The 16657-nt window shown below is 42.6% G+C and carries 15 protein-coding genes; all 15 read right to left on the bottom strand.

Translation table 11 applies throughout. The features are described 5' to 3' along the window. Positions 1-73: 73 nt before the first annotated feature. The 15 genes from thiI to DWW85_RS02140 all read right to left on the bottom strand — a co-directional run bounded on the left by thiI (position 74) and on the right by DWW85_RS02140 (position 16572). Positions 74-1261: a tRNA uracil 4-sulfurtransferase ThiI gene (gene thiI, locus DWW85_RS02210; RefSeq protein ID WP_117807366.1), complete on the bottom strand. Its 1188-nt coding sequence runs from the start codon at positions 1259-1261 to the stop codon at positions 74-76. Positions 1262-1350: 89 nt separating this feature from the next. After that, positions 1351-2496 (bottom strand): cysteine desulfurase family protein, encoded by a 1146-nt coding sequence (locus tag DWW85_RS02205; protein ID WP_117807365.1) that lies wholly within the window; start codon positions 2494-2496, stop codon positions 1351-1353. Between the two features lie 2 nt (positions 2497-2498). Then, positions 2499-3245, bottom strand: coding sequence for a 16S rRNA (uracil(1498)-N(3))-methyltransferase (locus DWW85_RS02200; RefSeq protein ID WP_117807364.1), 747 nt, complete (start codon positions 3243-3245; stop codon positions 2499-2501). A 24-nt stretch (positions 3246-3269) separates the two neighbouring features. Beyond that, positions 3270-4232, bottom strand: coding sequence for a 50S ribosomal protein L11 methyltransferase (gene prmA / locus DWW85_RS02195; RefSeq protein WP_117807363.1), 963 nt, complete (start codon positions 4230-4232; stop codon positions 3270-3272). Between the two features lie 11 nt (positions 4233-4243). After that, positions 4244-5410: a molecular chaperone DnaJ gene (gene dnaJ, locus DWW85_RS02190; protein ID WP_044946265.1), complete on the bottom strand. Its 1167-nt coding sequence runs from the start codon at positions 5408-5410 to the stop codon at positions 4244-4246. A gap of 115 nt (positions 5411-5525) precedes the next feature. Next, on the bottom strand, positions 5526-7373 hold the full coding sequence (gene dnaK, locus DWW85_RS02185; protein WP_117807362.1) for a molecular chaperone DnaK: 1848 nt from the start codon (positions 7371-7373) through the stop codon (positions 5526-5528). Between the two features lie 72 nt (positions 7374-7445). Continuing rightward, a complete protein-coding gene (grpE, locus tag DWW85_RS02180) occupies positions 7446-8111 on the bottom strand; it encodes a nucleotide exchange factor GrpE (RefSeq protein ID WP_021943469.1) in 666 nt (221 codons plus the stop codon). An 11-nt stretch (positions 8112-8122) separates the two neighbouring features. Further along, complete coding sequence (hrcA, locus tag DWW85_RS02175) at positions 8123-9154, bottom strand: heat-inducible transcriptional repressor HrcA (protein ID WP_021943470.1); 1032 nt, start codon at positions 9152-9154, stop codon at positions 8123-8125. 116 nt (positions 9155-9270) lie between these two features. Beyond that, positions 9271-10077, bottom strand: coding sequence for a hypothetical protein (locus DWW85_RS02170; protein WP_117807361.1), 807 nt, complete (start codon positions 10075-10077; stop codon positions 9271-9273). A 99-nt stretch (positions 10078-10176) separates the two neighbouring features. Further along, entirely contained in the window at positions 10177-10848 is a 672-nt protein-coding gene (locus tag DWW85_RS02165; RefSeq protein ID WP_117807360.1) for an ABC transporter ATP-binding protein, read from the bottom strand. Beyond that, complete coding sequence (hemW, locus tag DWW85_RS02160) at positions 10832-12046, bottom strand: radical SAM family heme chaperone HemW (RefSeq protein WP_117807359.1); 1215 nt, start codon at positions 12044-12046, stop codon at positions 10832-10834. Before hemW ends, DWW85_RS02165 begins: the two co-directional genes overlap by 17 nt. Before the next feature lie 111 nt (positions 12047-12157). Continuing rightward, on the bottom strand, positions 12158-13972 hold the full coding sequence (gene lepA / locus DWW85_RS02155; protein ID WP_008403015.1) for a translation elongation factor 4: 1815 nt from the start codon (positions 13970-13972) through the stop codon (positions 12158-12160). Between the two features lie 98 nt (positions 13973-14070). Beyond that, positions 14071-15225 (bottom strand): stage II sporulation protein P, encoded by a 1155-nt coding sequence (gene spoIIP, locus DWW85_RS02150; protein ID WP_117807358.1) that lies wholly within the window; start codon positions 15223-15225, stop codon positions 14071-14073. 43 nt (positions 15226-15268) lie between these two features. After that, positions 15269-16186, bottom strand: a complete 918-nt coding sequence (gpr, locus tag DWW85_RS02145; RefSeq protein WP_117785464.1) for a GPR endopeptidase — start codon at positions 16184-16186, stop codon at positions 15269-15271. Positions 16187-16260: 74 nt separating this feature from the next. Then, positions 16261-16572 (bottom strand): hypothetical protein, encoded by a 312-nt coding sequence (locus tag DWW85_RS02140; protein ID WP_021943476.1) that lies wholly within the window; start codon positions 16570-16572, stop codon positions 16261-16263. Positions 16573-16657 lie beyond the last annotated feature (85 nt).

The raw sequence follows: 16657 nt of genomic DNA, 5'->3' as shown, positions 1-16657 counted from the left end.
TACAGAATGCCCGTTCCGACAGTCATTCTGCATAAAAAAGCTTGCCGCCTTTGTAGTGGCAAGCTTTTTCATCTTATCTCTGTGATCTGCACATTACAGTTTCTACAGACTCTAACGCTTTTTCATATAACGGTTCGATAATACCGGCAAGCTTTGCTTCCGATTTCTCGATCGCAGATAATATCGGTTTTGTTACCGGGTGCTTTGCTACAAATGTTGTACAGCAGTCCTCATAAGGAAGGATCGAAGTCTCATAGGTTCCGATTTTCTCTGATATGTCAACGATCTCCTGCTTATCCAGTCCGATACATGGACGGAATACCGGCAAAGTACTGACATCATTGATAACAGCAAGACTGAATACCGTCTGGCTGGATACCTGCCCGATACTTTCTCCCGTCACCGTACACTGACAGTCATTTCTCTTTGCCAGCTCTTCTGCTATCTTGATCATATAACGCTTCATAATGATCGTAAGTTCCTCGTGCGGACAGTTATCATAGATTGCCATCTGAACATCTGCAAAGTTTACAACATGTAACTTGATCGCACCTGCATAATCCGCAACCAGACACGCCAGATCAATTACCTTTTCTTTGGCACGTTCACTGGTAAATGGCGGTGCATGAAAATATACCGCTTCCATCTGAACTCCACGTTTTGCAATCATATAAGTTGCAACCGGGCTGTCAATTCCACCGGATAATAATGCCATTCCCTTGCCATTTGTACCAACCGGAAGTCCTCCCGGGCCTGGAATCGTGATCGAATAAATATATACCGTCTTCCGGATCTCTACATTTATGATCTCATCCGGTTCATGAACATCAACGGAAGTATCCGGAAATGCCTCTAACAGATAATGACCAAGCTCCGCATTTACCTCCATTGAGGTCATAGGATAGCTTTTATCATTTCTTCTTGTATTTACTTTAAAGGTAAAGTTCTTCTTACGATATGCCTGATCCACATATGCGATCACCTTTCCTTTGATCGCTTCAAACGATGTATCCTCCTCTACCACGATCGGGCAGATTCCAACGATACCGAATACCTTGGTCAGTGCATTCACTACATCTTCATAATCATAGTCTGATTTTGCTTCAATAAAGATCCTTCCCTGTTCCTTGCGGATATAAAAATCACCATAATTTTTGATCTTACGATTAATGTTTTTTACAAGGATATCTTCAAATATATACCGGTTTTTTCCTTTTGTACCGATCTCAGCATATTTGATCATAAATGCCTTATACTGCATATACTTCTCTCAACCTCCAATTTTCATCCTGTTTATTTATTCTTCACCTGTTTTTTACTATTATAAACAAACTTTCCATTCGTTTGATACTACTTTTTTCTGACATATTTTCTATAAACCGGCAGGATCTCCTCTATCACATCTGCTGCATAGTCTGCCTGTTCCACTGTGTTCTCTGCCGAAAAACTGAAACGGATCGTGGATTCCAACCGATTCTTCTGCAAACCGATCGAAGACAATACATGGCTGACTGCCGGTTTATTCGACGAACATGCCGATCCGGAAGAAACATAGATTTCCCGTTCTTCTAATGCATGCAGCATCACTTCGCTTCGAACACCAACAAATGATACACTTAGGATATGTGGTGCTTCCCCTTCATTGATATATACATCCGGAAGTGTCTTTAGTCGTTCGGTCAAACGGTCTTTTACCGCCCGCATACGAACAATTCTGGCTTCCAGATCTTCATAAACTATCTTTGTTGCCAGTCCAAATCCTGCAAATCCCGGAACATTTTCTGTACCTGACCGCATTCCATCCTGCTGTCCGCCGCCGTATATGATTGGCTTCACCTTCGTACGGTTCTTGATAAACAACGCTCCCGTTCCTTTTGGTCCATGTATCTTATGACCACTTACAGACATCAGATCGATACCCATCCGTTTCGGGTAAATGTGATATTTGCCAAATGCCTGAATCGCATCCACATGAAAGAGCGTCTTCGGATTCTTTTCTTTGATAATCTCTGCAATCTCCTGAATCGGCTCTACTGCACCAATCTCATTATTTACATACATAACAGATACAAGGATCGTATCCTCATTCACTTCCTGTTCTAATTGTTCCAGATCCACGATTCCCTGGTGATCTACATTCAGATATACAACTTCAAATCCAAGACTCTCCAAAAATGCCATCGTACTTGATACGGATGCATGTTCCACCTTAGAAGTTATAATCCGGTTACCACTTCTTTTATTCGCAAGTGCCGCTCCGATCAACGCAAGATTATTAGATTCCGTTCCACCGGAAGTCAGCACGATCTCTTTGCTGTCTACCTTCCATTCTTTTGCAAGAATCTCTTTTGTCTCCTTGATATAGTGTCCTGCATCCAGACCTTTCTGATGCAAGGAAGAAGGATTTCCATAATCTTCTTCCATTAATTTTACTACCAGATCTTTCACTTCCGGAAATACCTTTGTTGTTGCTGCATTATCAAAATATGCTTCCATCTCTATCTATCCTCTTCCAGTTCAAACATTATGATCGACATAACCGCCATTCCTGCCGTCTCTGTACGCAAAATTCTGTGTCCAAGTGTGACCATCTTCGCGCCCATAGCTACCGCTGTCTTGACTTCTTCTCTGGCAAATCCACCTTCCGGACCTATAAATATACCAAGACTTTTCTTTCCTTTGATCGATGCAAAGACCTCTTTCGAATATGCGACTCCTTCTGCTTCCTCATATGGGATCATATTCATATCAAGCTCCTTTGCCATAGCAAGAGCCTCTTTCCATGTTACGGGAGCCGTCACCTCCGGGATTATGCCTCTGCCCGACTGCTTCGCCGCCGCAAGTGCGATTGCCTGATAACGTTCCGTCTTCTTTCCTGCTTTCTTCGCATCCAGCTTGACAACCGTCCGTTTCGTCATAACCGGTACGATCCTGATCACACCAAGTTCTACCGTCTTCTGGATGATCCATTCCATTTTATCTGCCTTTGGAAATCCCTGAAACAACGTAATCCCTGTTTCAAGTTCTGCAAAATTATCACATACATCCAGAATATCTGCAACCACTTTTTCATGATCCATAACTGAAATCTGGCAGCGGTAATCTCTACCCCTGCCATCACTTATTATGATCTCATCATTTACTTTTAAACGAAGAACATTCTTAATATGATTGACATCCTCACCGGTAATATCAATGCTCTTATCAAATTCCCGTCCATCAAAATCTACAAAAAAACGATTCATCTTCCCAATCCTGTCTCTTTATGACTAATTATCCTTCTCAGCTACAAAACTGATCCAGTCTTTCATAGAGACAGTATCCACTATTCTGAAGTGATTGTCAAGAAGTGCCTGTCTGACCTCATCTTCTTTTGTATTGATAATTCCGGAACAGATAAACTTCGCATCATCCTTCATAAACTGCTGTACAACACCGGAAAGTGGGATGATTACATCTGCAAGAATATTCGCAACTACGATATCATATTTCGGCTCAATCGACTGGACAAGCTCTTTATCTGCAAGCACATTGCCACAGAGGAACTGAACCTGATCTTCAGTAATATGGTTGATCTCCCTGTTCTCGATGCTGACATGAACCGCAGTTTCATCTATATCAATTCCAAGAACCTCTTTTGCGCCAAGATTACTGCATACAAAGGAAAGAATCCCGCTTCCGCTTCCACAGTCAAGAACCAGATCTCCTTCTTTCATATATTTCTTCAACTGTCCGATACATAATCTGGTTGTCTCATGGGAACCGGTTCCAAATGCTGCACCCGGATCAATATCGATCACAATATCATCATCTGTTACGTCAGAAGGTGCATCCTCCCAGGTTGGTTTGATAACGATATTATCATACAGACGAAACGGTTTAAAATATGCTTTCCAGTTATTCATCCAGTCCACATCTTCCGTCTCGGATTCTATGATATTACAGGCTCCAACCGGAATAAATTCTGACAACCGTTCCAGTTCGTTTTTGATCTTTGTTTTTATCTCTTCCTTGTCAAAGGAATCATTCAGATAGCAGGAAACCTTTGCTGTTCCGTCATCCGTCGGCATCTCATCCGGCAGAAGATCTACAAACATCGCTGCCATTTCTTCATCTGTCAGAGGCACATTGTCATCGACTTCTATACCCAAAACGCCTTCCTCATCGAGGAAGGCGCTGAGTAAATCGACAGCCTCACACGTTGTTTCAATCGTGATTTGTGTCCATTTCATAATCTATTTACCTATTTCTTCTTTCTTTTTTTGTGATCTCCAAACGAGAATGATGTTCCTACCGAATCTGTTGCAGGTCTGGTCTCAACCAATGTTGCCTGCTCGTATTCATTCAAAATACGCTTCTGTTCTGCAGTCAGCTTCTCAGGAACCTGTACAACCAGTGTTACATAATGATCACCACGCTGAGTAGGATTCTTCAGGTTTGGCACACCTTTTCCCTTCAGCTTAACCTTGGTATCGGTCTGTGTTCCTGGTGGGATCGTGTAATCAATCTCTCCCTCGATCGTATGGATCTTAATATTTCCACCCAGTGCTGCCTGTGTGAATGAGATCGGTTCGGAGGAGTAAAGATTGTATTCCTGTCTCTGGAACTTCGGATGACGATCAACAAGGATCGTAACATGAAGATCTCCTCTTTCACCACCATTAAATCCAGGTTCACCTTTTCCTTTGATACGGATATTGGTTCCGTTATCTACTCCAGGCGGAACAGCGATCTGAATCTTCTTTCTGCTCTTTACATAACCGGTTCCCGCACAGTTGCTACATTTATATCTAATGATCTTACCGGATCCGCCACAGTCCGGACAAGTCGATACATTTCTTACTACGCCAAACAAGGACTGCTGTGTTGTAACGATCTGACCTTTTCCGCCGCATTTGCCACAAACCTCCGGCTGATGTCCCGGCTGTGAACCGGTTCCCTTACATACTTCACATTCATCCTTTAATGGAAGATCCAGTTCTTTCTGTGTACCAAATATTGCTTCCTCAAAAGCAACTCTGATCGTTGTCTTGATGTTAGCACCCTTTACAGGTCCGTTTGAATTTCTCTGTCTGCTTCCACCACCGAACATATCTCCGAAAATATCTCCGAAAATATCTCCCATATCAGCAAAATCAAAGCCGCCGAAGCCACCAAAGCCACTGCCGCCGGCATTTGGATCAAATGCCGCATGACCATACTGATCATATTTTGCTCGCTTCTCCGGGTCACTAAGTACTGCATAAGCTTCCGCTGCTTCTTTAAATTTTCTTTCAGCTTCCGCATCGCCCGGGTTCATATCAGGATGATATTTCTTGGCTACGACACGATATGCTTTTTTTATCTCTGCCTCTGAGGCATTCTTGGTTACACCAAGGACCTCATAGTAATCAGTTTTTGTTTCTGCCATAACTTTTAACCTTTCATCTGCGATATACTTTCATATCCACAGTAAAACAGGAAACAATTTTCCTGTTTTACTGTCAGATATTTACTATAGACTACATTTCATATTATTTCAAGGCTTAAACCTCTGTGAAATCTCCATCTACTACATCACCCTCTGAAAAGTCCGGTGTACCTGTACCTGTTCCTGCATTTGCTCCGGGACCATTCTGCTCATAAAGCTTAGCGAACAGATTCTGAGCACTTTCCATAAGCTTATCCTTAGCCGCCTTGATCTTATCCACATCAAGATCTGTCATATTCTCTGCATCCGTGCTTTCAATTGTTGACTTTAATGAGTCTAAGTCAGCCTGTACGGCAGACTTATCTGCATCTGAAAGCTTATCTCCGACTTCATTCAGTGCTTTTTCTGTCTGGAATGCAAGTGCATCTGCTTCATTTCTTGCTTCAATGCCTTCCTTACGTTTCTTATCCTGTGCTTCGTATTCTGCAGCTTCTTTTACTGCTCTCTCGATATCATCATCTGAAAGTGATGTACCGGAAGTAATTGTAATGTGCTGTTCTCTTCCTGTTCCGAGATCCTTAGCAGATACATTTACGATACCATTCGCATCGATATCGAATGATACTTCGATCTGAGGAACGCCTCTTCTTGCAGGAGCGATACCATCCAGTCTGAAACGTCCAAGACTCTTATTATCTTTTGCAAACTGTCTTTCACCCTGTACTACGTTGATATCAACGGCATCCTGATTATCCTGTGCTGTTGAGAAAATCTGGCTCTTCTTTGTAGGAATTGTAGTGTTTCTCTCGATCAGATGTGTTGCGATACCACCCATTGTTTCGATAGAAAGTGTAAGTGGTGTAACATCAAGAAGAAGAATCTCACCGGCACCGGCATCACCTGCAAGCTTACCGCCCTGGATAGATGCACCGATTGCAACACACTCATCAGGGTTGATACCCTTGAACGGCTCTTTACCTGTTAATCTCTTAACTTCTTCCTGTACGGCGATGATACGTGTAGAACCACCAACTAATAATACCTTATCAAGATCTGCTGCAGTAAGTCCTGCATCTTCCAGTGCTGTCTGAACAGGTACCTTTGTTCTGTCAACCAGATCTGCTGTTAACTCATCAAATTTTGCTCTTGTCAGGTTCATATCAAAATGCTTTGGTCCATCCTGATTTGCTGTAATGAAAGGAAGGTTGATGTTTGTTGTCATAGCGGATGAAAGCTCTTTCTTTGCCTTCTCTGCTGCTTCCTTTAATCTCTGCATAGCCATCTTATCGCTTGAAAGATCAATACCTTCTGCCTTCTTGAACTCATCTAACATATACTGTGTAACAGCATTATCAAAGTCATCACCACCAAGCTTATTATCACCGGCTGTTGCTAATACTTCAATGACACCTTCACCAATCTCTATGATAGATACATCAAATGTACCACCACCTAAGTCATATACCATGATCTTCTGCTCCTGCTCATTATCAAGACCATAAGAAAGAGCTGCTGCTGTAGGCTCGTTGATGATACGCTTTACATCAAGTCCTGCAATCTTACCGGCATCCTTTGTTGCCTGTCTCTGTGCATCTGAGAAGTAAGCAGGTACTGTGATAACGGCCTCTGTAACCTTCTCACCGAGATATCCTTCTGCATCGGATTTCAGTTTCTGAAGAATCATAGCTGAAATCTCTTCCGGTGAATACTTCTTACCATCGATCTCTACTCTGTAATCTGTACCCATATGACGCTTGATGGATGAAATTGTCTTATCTGCATTTGTAACTGCCTGACGTTTTGCAGGCTCACCTACTACTCTCTCTCCTGTCTTTAAGAAACCTACTACAGATGGTGTAGTTCTCATACCTTCTGTATTCGCAATAACAACAGGCTTACCACCTTCCATTACTGCTACACATGAATTTGTTGTACCTAAGTCAATACCAATTATCTTACCCATGATTATATTCCTCCTAAATAAAATTCTGTTTTCTTAATTTAATAAAATTTATATGCTATAGTCATTTGACTATTAGTTTGCAACCTTTACCATGCTGAATCGTAATACCTGATCCTTATACATGTAACCACGCTGCATCTCTTCGACGATCACGTTCTCTCCGTAATTCTCATCCTCTACATGCATTACTGCATTGTGGAACGCCGGATCAAACTGTTCACCCTCGCAGTTCATCGGGGTAACACCGATGGATTCCAGTGAAGTCATGAGTGATTTGTAGATTTTATCAACTCCTGCTTCAAACGGTCTGTCTTTATCCTCTTCCGGAATTGCTGCAATCGCTCTTTCAAAGTTGTCAACTACCGGAAGTAATTTTCCAAGAACATCCTTCGCTCCGAAATCATACATTTTGGATGACTCCTTTTCATTTCTCTGGCGGATATTCTCGCACTCTGCAAGAAGACGTTTATATTTGTCTTCTGCATCCTGACAGCGTTCTTTCAATTTATCATTTTCTTCTCTTAAAGCCTTACTGCCACGTCTGTTCTCTTTTGCAACCGGCTTCGGTTTTGCTGCTTCCGCCTGCTCTTCAGGGACATCCACGGTTTCTGTAACATTCACATCTGTAGTTGTTGTTTCTGCAGTATCTGCTGACTCTGCTGTAACTTCATCTACAATTGTTTCTGCTGCCTTTTCATCTGTCTTTACTTTCTTAGTATCTTTCTTGGTGTCTGCCATTATCGGACCCCCTATTCGTTATTATTAAATATATCATCCAATTCATCGGTCAGATTTTTTAACATCGTAACGACTTTCTTATAGTCCATACGTTTCGGACCGATGATACCTATAGTTCCTTTTGCGCCTTCCGGCATCTTATAAGTTGCCGTTACAAGGGAGCAATCTTTCAGATCCTCACTGGAATTTTCATCACCGATTCGGATCTCTATATCAGAGTTATCTTTATTGATAACTTCTTCTACATATTTTACAAAGTCTTCTTTGTCTTCTATGTCTTCAAAAGTTCCAAGCAGCTTCTCTGCTGTCGCAGAATCCATTAATTCCGGATACTTTAACATGTTGGTCATTCCGCTTGTGTAAACCTTCAGATCATCTGCTTCATGAATGGCTTCCATAATCCCCTGGAATATGGTTTCTAAAATATCTGCATACTCACCTGCCTGTGTCTTCATCGTCTGTATCAGTTCCAGATTAATATCTTCTAATGCAGCTCCCTGAAGGAATGTGTTTAATAAAATATTGAATTTTAAAATCTCGTCATTCTTCAGATCGTACGTGGTATCGATCAGCTTATTCTTTACGATATTTCCATCCACCATGATCACCGCAAGAAGCTTTGACTCAGCAACCTTGGAAAGCTGTATAAACTTCACGGTATTATTATACTGAGGTGTGGTAACCAGTGTGGCATAATTCGTATTTGCCGCTAATACCCGGGCAACCTGCTTCAGCATCTTCTCCATCTTATCAACTCGTTCAAGAAGATTTCCCTTCTCTGTCTCAGCCTCTATCTTCTCATTCATAAGGCTGTCAACGTAGAACCGATATCCTTTGTCCGTTGGAATTCTTCCTGCAGATGTATGTGGCTGACATATATAACCCATGTCCTCCAGATCAGACATCTCATTCCTGATCGTCGCTGAACTCAGATTCAAATCTGTATACTTTGAAATCGTCCGCGATCCTACAGGTTCTCCGGTCTCTAAATAATTGGAAACGATAGCTTTCAGAATTTTGACTTTTCTCTCGTCAAGTTCCATCTGCTCATCCCTTTCGTTTTGTTAGCACTCAAATACTCCGAGTGCTAACCACTAAAATTAATCTAACACCCACTCCCTTGTTTGTCAACATTTATTTTGAAAAAAATCAAGAAAATTTATAACTTTTGAACTTTGAAAAAATGAACGCCGAGACTTGTAGAAATCACAGCATATAAAAGACCGACCACTAGCATGATCAATACATCTGTTCTGTTAAATGCAAGATCACTTGTGGTACTCAAAAGTTCTATGATCCAAATCTGTTTTACTCCGGACGGAAGCTCAAACAGATCCACAAGAACACGATATCCCGGTGTAAATAAGAATACCAGCAGGACTATCGTTGTCATAGACAAGACGGAATGACGGATCAGGGATGTCAGCATAAATACAAACATCACACACGCTCCGGTCACTATAAACTGCAGCACGATCGCAAGCACTGTTTTTCCAGTCCGGGAAGCTACTGACATTTCATGGGAGCTTCTGAAAAATAAAGCAGCTATCACCCCGGAAATCAAAATATATTCCAATAAAATGCCCCAGGCATAAGTAACTGCTGCCAGCATTCTTGCAATATAACAGGCTGTTCTGCTCTTGCTTCTCTGTAATTCACAGCGCAATGTATTCTGTTCATAATCTTCAGATATATGAAGGATAACCGGAAGCATCATAAGAAGGATCAGAAGTTCGGATGCAGAAAAGGAAGAGGCAATATAAGCAATTCCGCTCATCTGGCCTTTGATCGCTGCGACCGTCTGTTCTGAGAAGCCTGCCGCCGCCAGAAAGTCACTGCTTATCCCATTACTTATATAATAAAGAAATGCTGCTGTAAGGCATGCAAATGGCACTACCAGGATCATGATCATCCTGCCATAAAAGCTTTTGCTATACCGAAATACTTCTGCTCCGTAAATATTCATACTGTTGCCTGCTCCTGTTAATTAAGAAATAACCAAAGTTGCCTTCTGTTTCTCTGATGGTTTCTTCTGTATTGATATCCGAATCGAATTTCTTTTGTTTTAAAGATACAATATCCGGTCACAGATCTGTTCCAGATCCCCTGGTATATGGCTGGTAAGGATAACAGCCATCCCCTGCTTTCTCCATTTTCTCAGACAGGAAAGAACGGAAGCTTTGGTAAATGGATCCAATCCGTTTAAAGGTTCATCCAGTAGTGCCAGCTTTGTTTCCCTATGAATTGCAAGACACAGCGCCAGCTTCTGTTTATTACCTAGTGACAGCTTAGATGCTTTGATCCGATCAAATTCATGGATTCCCAGAAGTTCTGCCAGCTTCTCATCCATAAGCCCTTTTTCTCCATTCATACGATCCATCAGTCTCAGATTATCCCGCACAGAAAGATCGGAAAAGAAAGAAGGTCTGTCGATCACACATGCCATATCCCGTTCTGATATTCCGGTAATCATCTGCCCCGAACACCTGTTGATTTCCCATGGAATAAATCCTGCCAGTAGCCGGAGCAACGTGCTTTTCCCGCTTCCATTTTGCCCTGCCAACCCGACGATTTCTCCTTTATCGATCGTAAATGTCAGATTCTTCTCCCATACCGGAGTTTTCGTTCCAGGATAGGTATAATTCAGTTCCTTCCCTTCTATGACAGTCTCTCTCTGCCCATCTGTCTCTTTTTTCATATCCGAACCTGTCCTTCGTCTCTCATTTGTTTTCATCATGCAGAAAATCTACAAGGATCCTGTTGCTTACATCGATTCCCTTTCTCGTTAGAAAGACCATTCCTTTCTCATCCTTCATATGTCCGCTCGCCACATAACTTCTTATAACATCCCCATAGACATCATATAAGGAATGTCCAAACCGGTCATAGAAATCTGCCGCACTGATCCCTCTTGTCATCCGCAGTCCAAAGATCACATATTCCTCCATCAGGGTATCAACATCAACCGTTTCATCAATATGACGGATCGTATCCAGTGCCTGACTCTGATAAATCTCATCGGCCGACCGTTTATCAAATACATCCTCCATCGTCCGGATATACTGCTTCATATCCAATGTATTTGAGTATCTTCTTCCATTAAAAAAAGAAGCCGCACCGATACCAAGTCCGATGTATTCATCCATCGTCCAGTATACAATATTATGCCGGCATTCATATCCGGGCTTTGCATAATTGGAAATCTCATACCGCTTATACCCTGACATCTCAAGCACCTTTCTGGTTGCCTCATACATTTCGCGGTCAGCCTCCTCATCCGGGAGCTTTGCAAGAAGCTCCGTATCCTCTGCGAGCGGCGTACCATCTTCCACGATCAGACTGTAGGAGGAGATATGCTCTGGTCTGCACTTCAATACCCGTTCCAGTGTATCCAGATAGGAATGAAGTGTCTGTCCAGGAATGGCAGAGATCAGATCAATGTTGATATTCCGAAAGCCCGCCTCCCGTGCCATCTGATAGGAAGCCAGGAACTGCTCATATGTATGGATCCTGCCAAGCATGGCAAGCTCATCATTGTGTGCAGACTGCAGTCCGATACTCATACGGTTGATCCCTGCATCCAGATATTCTGCCGCCTTGATCGCGGTCAGGGTTCCCGGATTCACCTCTATCGTGATCTCTGCTGCTTCATCTACCTTAAAGATGCTTCGAAGCGTTGCCAGAATATTCATGATCTCGCCCGGCAAAAGTATAGACGGAGTGCCTCCGCCTATAAATATCGTTCTTACAATATAGTCCTTTGATATACTTTTATAGCTCAATAATTCTCTGCAAACACTCTGGACATATGCTTTTCTGACTGCCCCACTCCGGTTGATCTGCGGATCATCCGCACCAAAAGACAGGAAATCACAATATACACACTTCTTAACGCAAAACGGAATATGTATATAAATACTCAGATTTTTTCTCATGTGTTTTTCCTGCCTTCTCATTTTTCTGTAATTTGCTTTCTTCTTATATCAAAATCACATTTGATTTATTTCATTCTAAGTGTCCCGATATAACCTGCAATTATTTTATATTTATTCCTCATCAAGTTTTAATACGCTCATAAACGCCTGCTGCGGGATCTCTACATTTCCGATCTGACGCATACGTTTCTTTCCTTCCTTCTGTTTCTCCAGAAGCTTCTTCTTACGGGAGATATCTCCACCGTAACATTTTGCAAGGACATCCTTTCTGACTGCTCTTACTGTCTCTCTGGCAATGACCTTATTGCCGATTGCAGCCTGGATCGGAATCTCAAATAAATGTCTTGGAATCTCCTGCTTTAATTTCTCACACATCTTTCTTCCGCGTTCATAAGCAGTGTCCTGATGAAGAATGAAAGATAACGCATCGACCTCTTCTTTATTGATCAGAATATCCAGCTTCACCAGCTCACTTCGTACATAGCCCTTCATCTCATAATCAAAGGATGCATATCCTCTGGATCTTGATTTTAAAGCATCAAAGAAATCATAAATGATCTCATTTAACGGAAGGTCATATCGAAGCAGTGCTCTGGTTTCTTCCATATATTCCATTCCCTGATATACGCCACGTCGTTCCTGACAAAGCTGCATGATCGCACCCACATATTCTGTAGTGACCATGATCTCTGCGGATACAAATGGTTCTTCCATATATTCGATATTCGATGGATCCGGCAGATTGGACGGATTCGTCAGTTCGATCATCTTGCCATCCGTTGTATGCACACGGTAAACAACGCCCGGTGCAGTCGTAACCAGATCCAGATTAAACTCTCGCTCCAACCGCTCCTGTATGATCTCCAAATGGAGAAGTCCAAGGAAACCGCAACGGAAACCGAAACCAAGTGCGATCGATGTCTCCGGCTCAAAGCTTAAGGACGCATCATTTAACTGCAGCTTCTCTAATGCATCACGAAGATCCGGATATTTGGCTCCATCTGCCGGATAAAGTCCGCAATAGACCATAGGCTGTGCCTTCTTATATCCCGGAAGAGCCTCTGCACACGGATTGTCGTTATCTGTAACGGTATCACCGACCGTGGTATCTCTGACATTCTTTAAGCTGGCAGTAATATAACCTACCATTCCTGCGGATAACTCATCACATGGAACGAATCTGCCAGCCCCGAAGATTCCTACTTCCACTACCTCTGCAACTGCTCCGGTTGCCATCATCCGAATGGATGTTCCACGTTTTACCACACCGTCGAATAAACGGCAGAATATGATAACACCTTTATAAGAATCATAAATACTATCAAATATAAGCGCCTGAAGCGGCTTTTCCGGATCTCCTGCTGGTGCCGGTATCTTCGTAACGATCTGCTCTAAGACCTGATCGATATTGATTCCGTTCTTTGCCGATATCCTTGGAGCATCCTGTGCTTCAATTCCGATCACATCTTCAATTTCATTTACCACACGCTCCGGTTCTGCCGAAGGAAGATCGATCTTATTGATAACCGGCATAACATCCAGATCGTGATCGATTGCAAGATATACATTTGCAAGTGTCTGTGCCTCGATTCCCTGTGCAGCATCCACAACCAGGATCGCGCCCTCACAGGCAGCCAGACTTCTTGATACTTCATAATTAAAATCCACATGTCCCGGAGTATCGATCAGATTGAAGATATATTCCTCTCCATCCTGTGCTTTATAGATCGTACGGACGCACTGTGCCTTGATCGTGATTCCACGCTCCCGCTCCAGATCCATATTATCAAGCACCTGATTCTGCATCTCACGTTCAGTCAATAATCCTGTCTTTTCTATAATTCTGTCCGCAAGTGTCGATTTACCATGATCGATATGCGCTATAATGCAAAAATTTCGTATCTTTGACTGATCTATATGAGCCATCCTGTTTTCCTCCGGTATCTGAATTTCTTTTCTCTTTTTTATTTTAAGCATGCATTCCTGCAGGCAAATAATTTCGTGTTCATTATCATAACACAATCTCACTTTCCGCTCAATACTTTGTAGAGAATTGCAGCCAGCGGCTCCATGGCATTTTTTGCTTCTTCTACTGTGTTCGTCTGACTTCCGACTTCTACTAACAACGACCGTGGTTTCAGATCCAGATTATACCGGTAACCCTTAACAAATATCTTTCTTACAAAGGAATCATAATTGGCCTGCGCTGTCAGATACATCTGCAGACTGAATGCAAGATTCTCTGTTTTGTACGGATTGGCAAGATATGCGATATCACCATTCTTATTAAGACGGCTCACTCCGTTTAAGAACATGACCTGTGCTGTTTTTTTGCCATCTATTTCCGTGATCAGATATGTATCTTCGGATACCCCATCCCTGTGAAGATCGATCACGACCTCAATGGACGGATACTCCGCAAGGATCTTCTGGACCCCTTCTCTTGCATAATCATAAGCAGCACTTCGATCTAACTCTCCACCTGTCATATCATAGGCCGTTGTATCATGATAGACTGCTACCCCGTAATTTTCTTCAAGAAGCTCAGTCAGATAGTCTCCAAGTCCGATTACGGTATCCTCAACCCTTCCCGGCTCGGAATCTTTAAAGCTCTCCGTTCCGTGTGTATGGTAGATCAGTACCTTATAATTCTTTTCTTCTGTATCGATCGTCAGATCCATGGAAGCAAGATCCTGTCCATTTAATTCTTCTCTGGATACACTTGTTGTACTGTCTATAACATAAAAATTTGATCTCATATAATCATAATCCGTCAGTTTCTCCCGCATATATCCATATTTGTCTGACATGGCGGCAACTATGGCTTTCGCCCGGTGATCCAGTGCGATCACAGTCTGCGCCGGCAGATTGTCCGTTCCTTTTTCATCCGTCATCTGTCCCGCCGACACAGTCTGATCCTTCTGTCCGCTTCCCTGTACCAGTTCTCCTGCCAGACAATATTCCTGCAGCATATCCTCCAGATATTTCCCGGATGCCGACACGGTTTCCATATTTTCGGTCTGTGTTTCGTATCCATTTCCAAAAAACAGCCAGTTCACCATCCGGTTTACCAATTCCATCCGATATGTTGCGTCACAATTTGCGAACCAGATCAGTATCGACAATCCGGCCCATAAAAGGCAGTATTTTGTTTTTCTTATGATCCGTCTGTTCTTCATCCAGTAAATACTCTTATTTTAGTTATTTACCAGTATATGTTGGTTATGTGAAAATCATGCTGTTTATTGCTTCGGATATTGTGAAGCTTATTCGTTTTACCAGTTCATCGATATTTTTTGGTGTTACAAACATATCCGCAAGCTCCGGTTCAGCCAGATGATATGCCAGCTCATATCGCTGCTGTTCGGAAAAAGATTCCATCAGCTTTTTTCCATAAGACTGGTTAAATGTATCTGCAATAACATCCAGAGAACCATCTATAATGGACGGAACTGAAATAACGGTTGGAACACCAAGAGCGATCACCTTTGCTCCGATCGTCTGTGAATTGATCTCCGTACGATGATTCCCAACACCGGATCCCGGACTGATACCGGTATCCGCAAGCTGTATCGTTTTATTTAAACGTCTGCTGCTCCGGGCGGCAAGTGCATCGACTACAACGACTGCATCGACATCAATATTGTCACAGATTCCACGGATGATCTCCACCGTCTCGATCCCCGTCTGGGCCATGACACCCGGACAGATCGCAGAGATTTCATATTCCGGCTCTTCCTGCAGGTGTATATGCTCCATCTGCAAATGTCTGGTTATAAATAAATGATCGGTCACCAGTGGTCCCAGCGAATCCGGTGTTACCTCCCGGTTTCCCAGTCCCACAACCAGGATGGAACGGGCTTCTCCCAGCATTTTTTTCAGATCATGTGCCAGCTCTTTACAGAGCGGCTTATGGATATCCTCATCAAATTCCCGGATTTCCGGACATTCAATGGTGATATAAGTGCCAACCGGTTTTCCCAACGTATCGGCTCCTGTCTGGTCATTTACATGTATAATAGTCGTCTTTATTTTTTCCTGGCTGATCCTTGTTTCAATTTCGATCCCGTCTATCTTCCCGCGGTCCTTGATATCCTCCCGCAGCTCAATGGCAAGATCGGTTCGTATTGCCCGGTTCATGTATACGCCTCCTATCTGTTATCCCAATACATATAAAATACCCGGGTGAATTTCTTTTTATTCACCCGGGCAGTTTACATGATCTTTTTTAATATACGGCTGATCACCTCAGGATAACCACAGATCGTCATGACCGGCGGATTCCATCTGACATATGCTGTATTATAAAAACAGGTCGATACTCCTACTTCTATACCGCCTTCCATCTCGGCAGATCGTATGATACGCTTGAATTTACTCTCACTCTTTACCAGACTGAAGGCAGCTTCATGGATCGTAAAATCAACAACCGGATACCCTCCGTCATATCCTGTGACCTTCGCATCCTCAATAAAGGAAAACTCCTCTTTCCATACGGAAATTGCTTCTTCAATTGACTCAAACATCGCTGTTCTGTTTCCTCTCTGTTTATTTCTGTAACCATCATACTACAAAATCCACCTATAGTGTAACAAAAAAACTATAAAATAT

It is taken from the genome of Clostridium sp. AF17-21AC, assembly GCF_003461365.1.
GTDB classification, from domain to species: Bacteria; Bacillota; Clostridia; order Lachnospirales; family Lachnospiraceae; genus Coprococcus; species Coprococcus ammoniilyticus.
Note: the sequence above shows the minus strand (reverse complement) of the source record. Positions and strands in the feature narration are given on the sequence as shown.

Bases quoted from the DNA above. Each gene is read 5' to 3' on its own strand.
- thiI (WP_117807366.1), bottom strand. From the start codon at position 1,261: ATGCAGTATAAGGCATTTATGATCAAATATGCTGAGATCGGTACAAAA.
- DWW85_RS02205 (WP_117807365.1), bottom strand. From the start codon at position 2,496: ATGGAAGCATATTTTGATAATGCAGCAACAACAAAGGTATTTCCGGAA.
- DWW85_RS02200 (WP_117807364.1), bottom strand. From the start codon at position 3,245: ATGAATCGTTTTTTTGTAGATTTTGATGGACGGGAATTTGATAAGAGC.
- prmA (WP_117807363.1), bottom strand. From the start codon at position 4,232: ATGAAATGGACACAAATCACGATTGAAACAACGTGTGAGGCTGTCGAT.
- dnaJ (WP_044946265.1), bottom strand. From the start codon at position 5,410: ATGGCAGAAACAAAAACTGATTACTATGAGGTCCTTGGTGTAACCAAG.
- dnaK (WP_117807362.1), bottom strand. From the start codon at position 7,373: ATGGGTAAGATAATTGGTATTGACTTAGGTACAACAAATTCATGTGTA.
- grpE (WP_021943469.1), bottom strand. From the start codon at position 8,111: ATGGCAGACACCAAGAAAGATACTAAGAAAGTAAAGACAGATGAAAAG.
- hrcA (WP_021943470.1), bottom strand. From the start codon at position 9,154: ATGGAACTTGACGAGAGAAAAGTCAAAATTCTGAAAGCTATCGTTTCC.
- DWW85_RS02170 (WP_117807361.1), bottom strand. From the start codon at position 10,077: ATGAATATTTACGGAGCAGAAGTATTTCGGTATAGCAAAAGCTTTTAT.
- DWW85_RS02165 (WP_117807360.1), bottom strand. From the start codon at position 10,848: ATGATGAAAACAAATGAGAGACGAAGGACAGGTTCGGATATGAAAAAA.
- hemW (WP_117807359.1), bottom strand. From the start codon at position 12,046: ATGAGAAAAAATCTGAGTATTTATATACATATTCCGTTTTGCGTTAAG.
- lepA (WP_008403015.1), bottom strand. From the start codon at position 13,972: ATGGCTCATATAGATCAGTCAAAGATACGAAATTTTTGCATTATAGCG.
- spoIIP (WP_117807358.1), bottom strand. From the start codon at position 15,225: ATGAAGAACAGACGGATCATAAGAAAAACAAAATACTGCCTTTTATGG.
- gpr (WP_117785464.1), bottom strand. From the start codon at position 16,186: ATGAACCGGGCAATACGAACCGATCTTGCCATTGAGCTGCGGGAGGAT.
- DWW85_RS02140 (WP_021943476.1), bottom strand. From the start codon at position 16,572: ATGTTTGAGTCAATTGAAGAAGCAATTTCCGTATGGAAAGAGGAGTTT.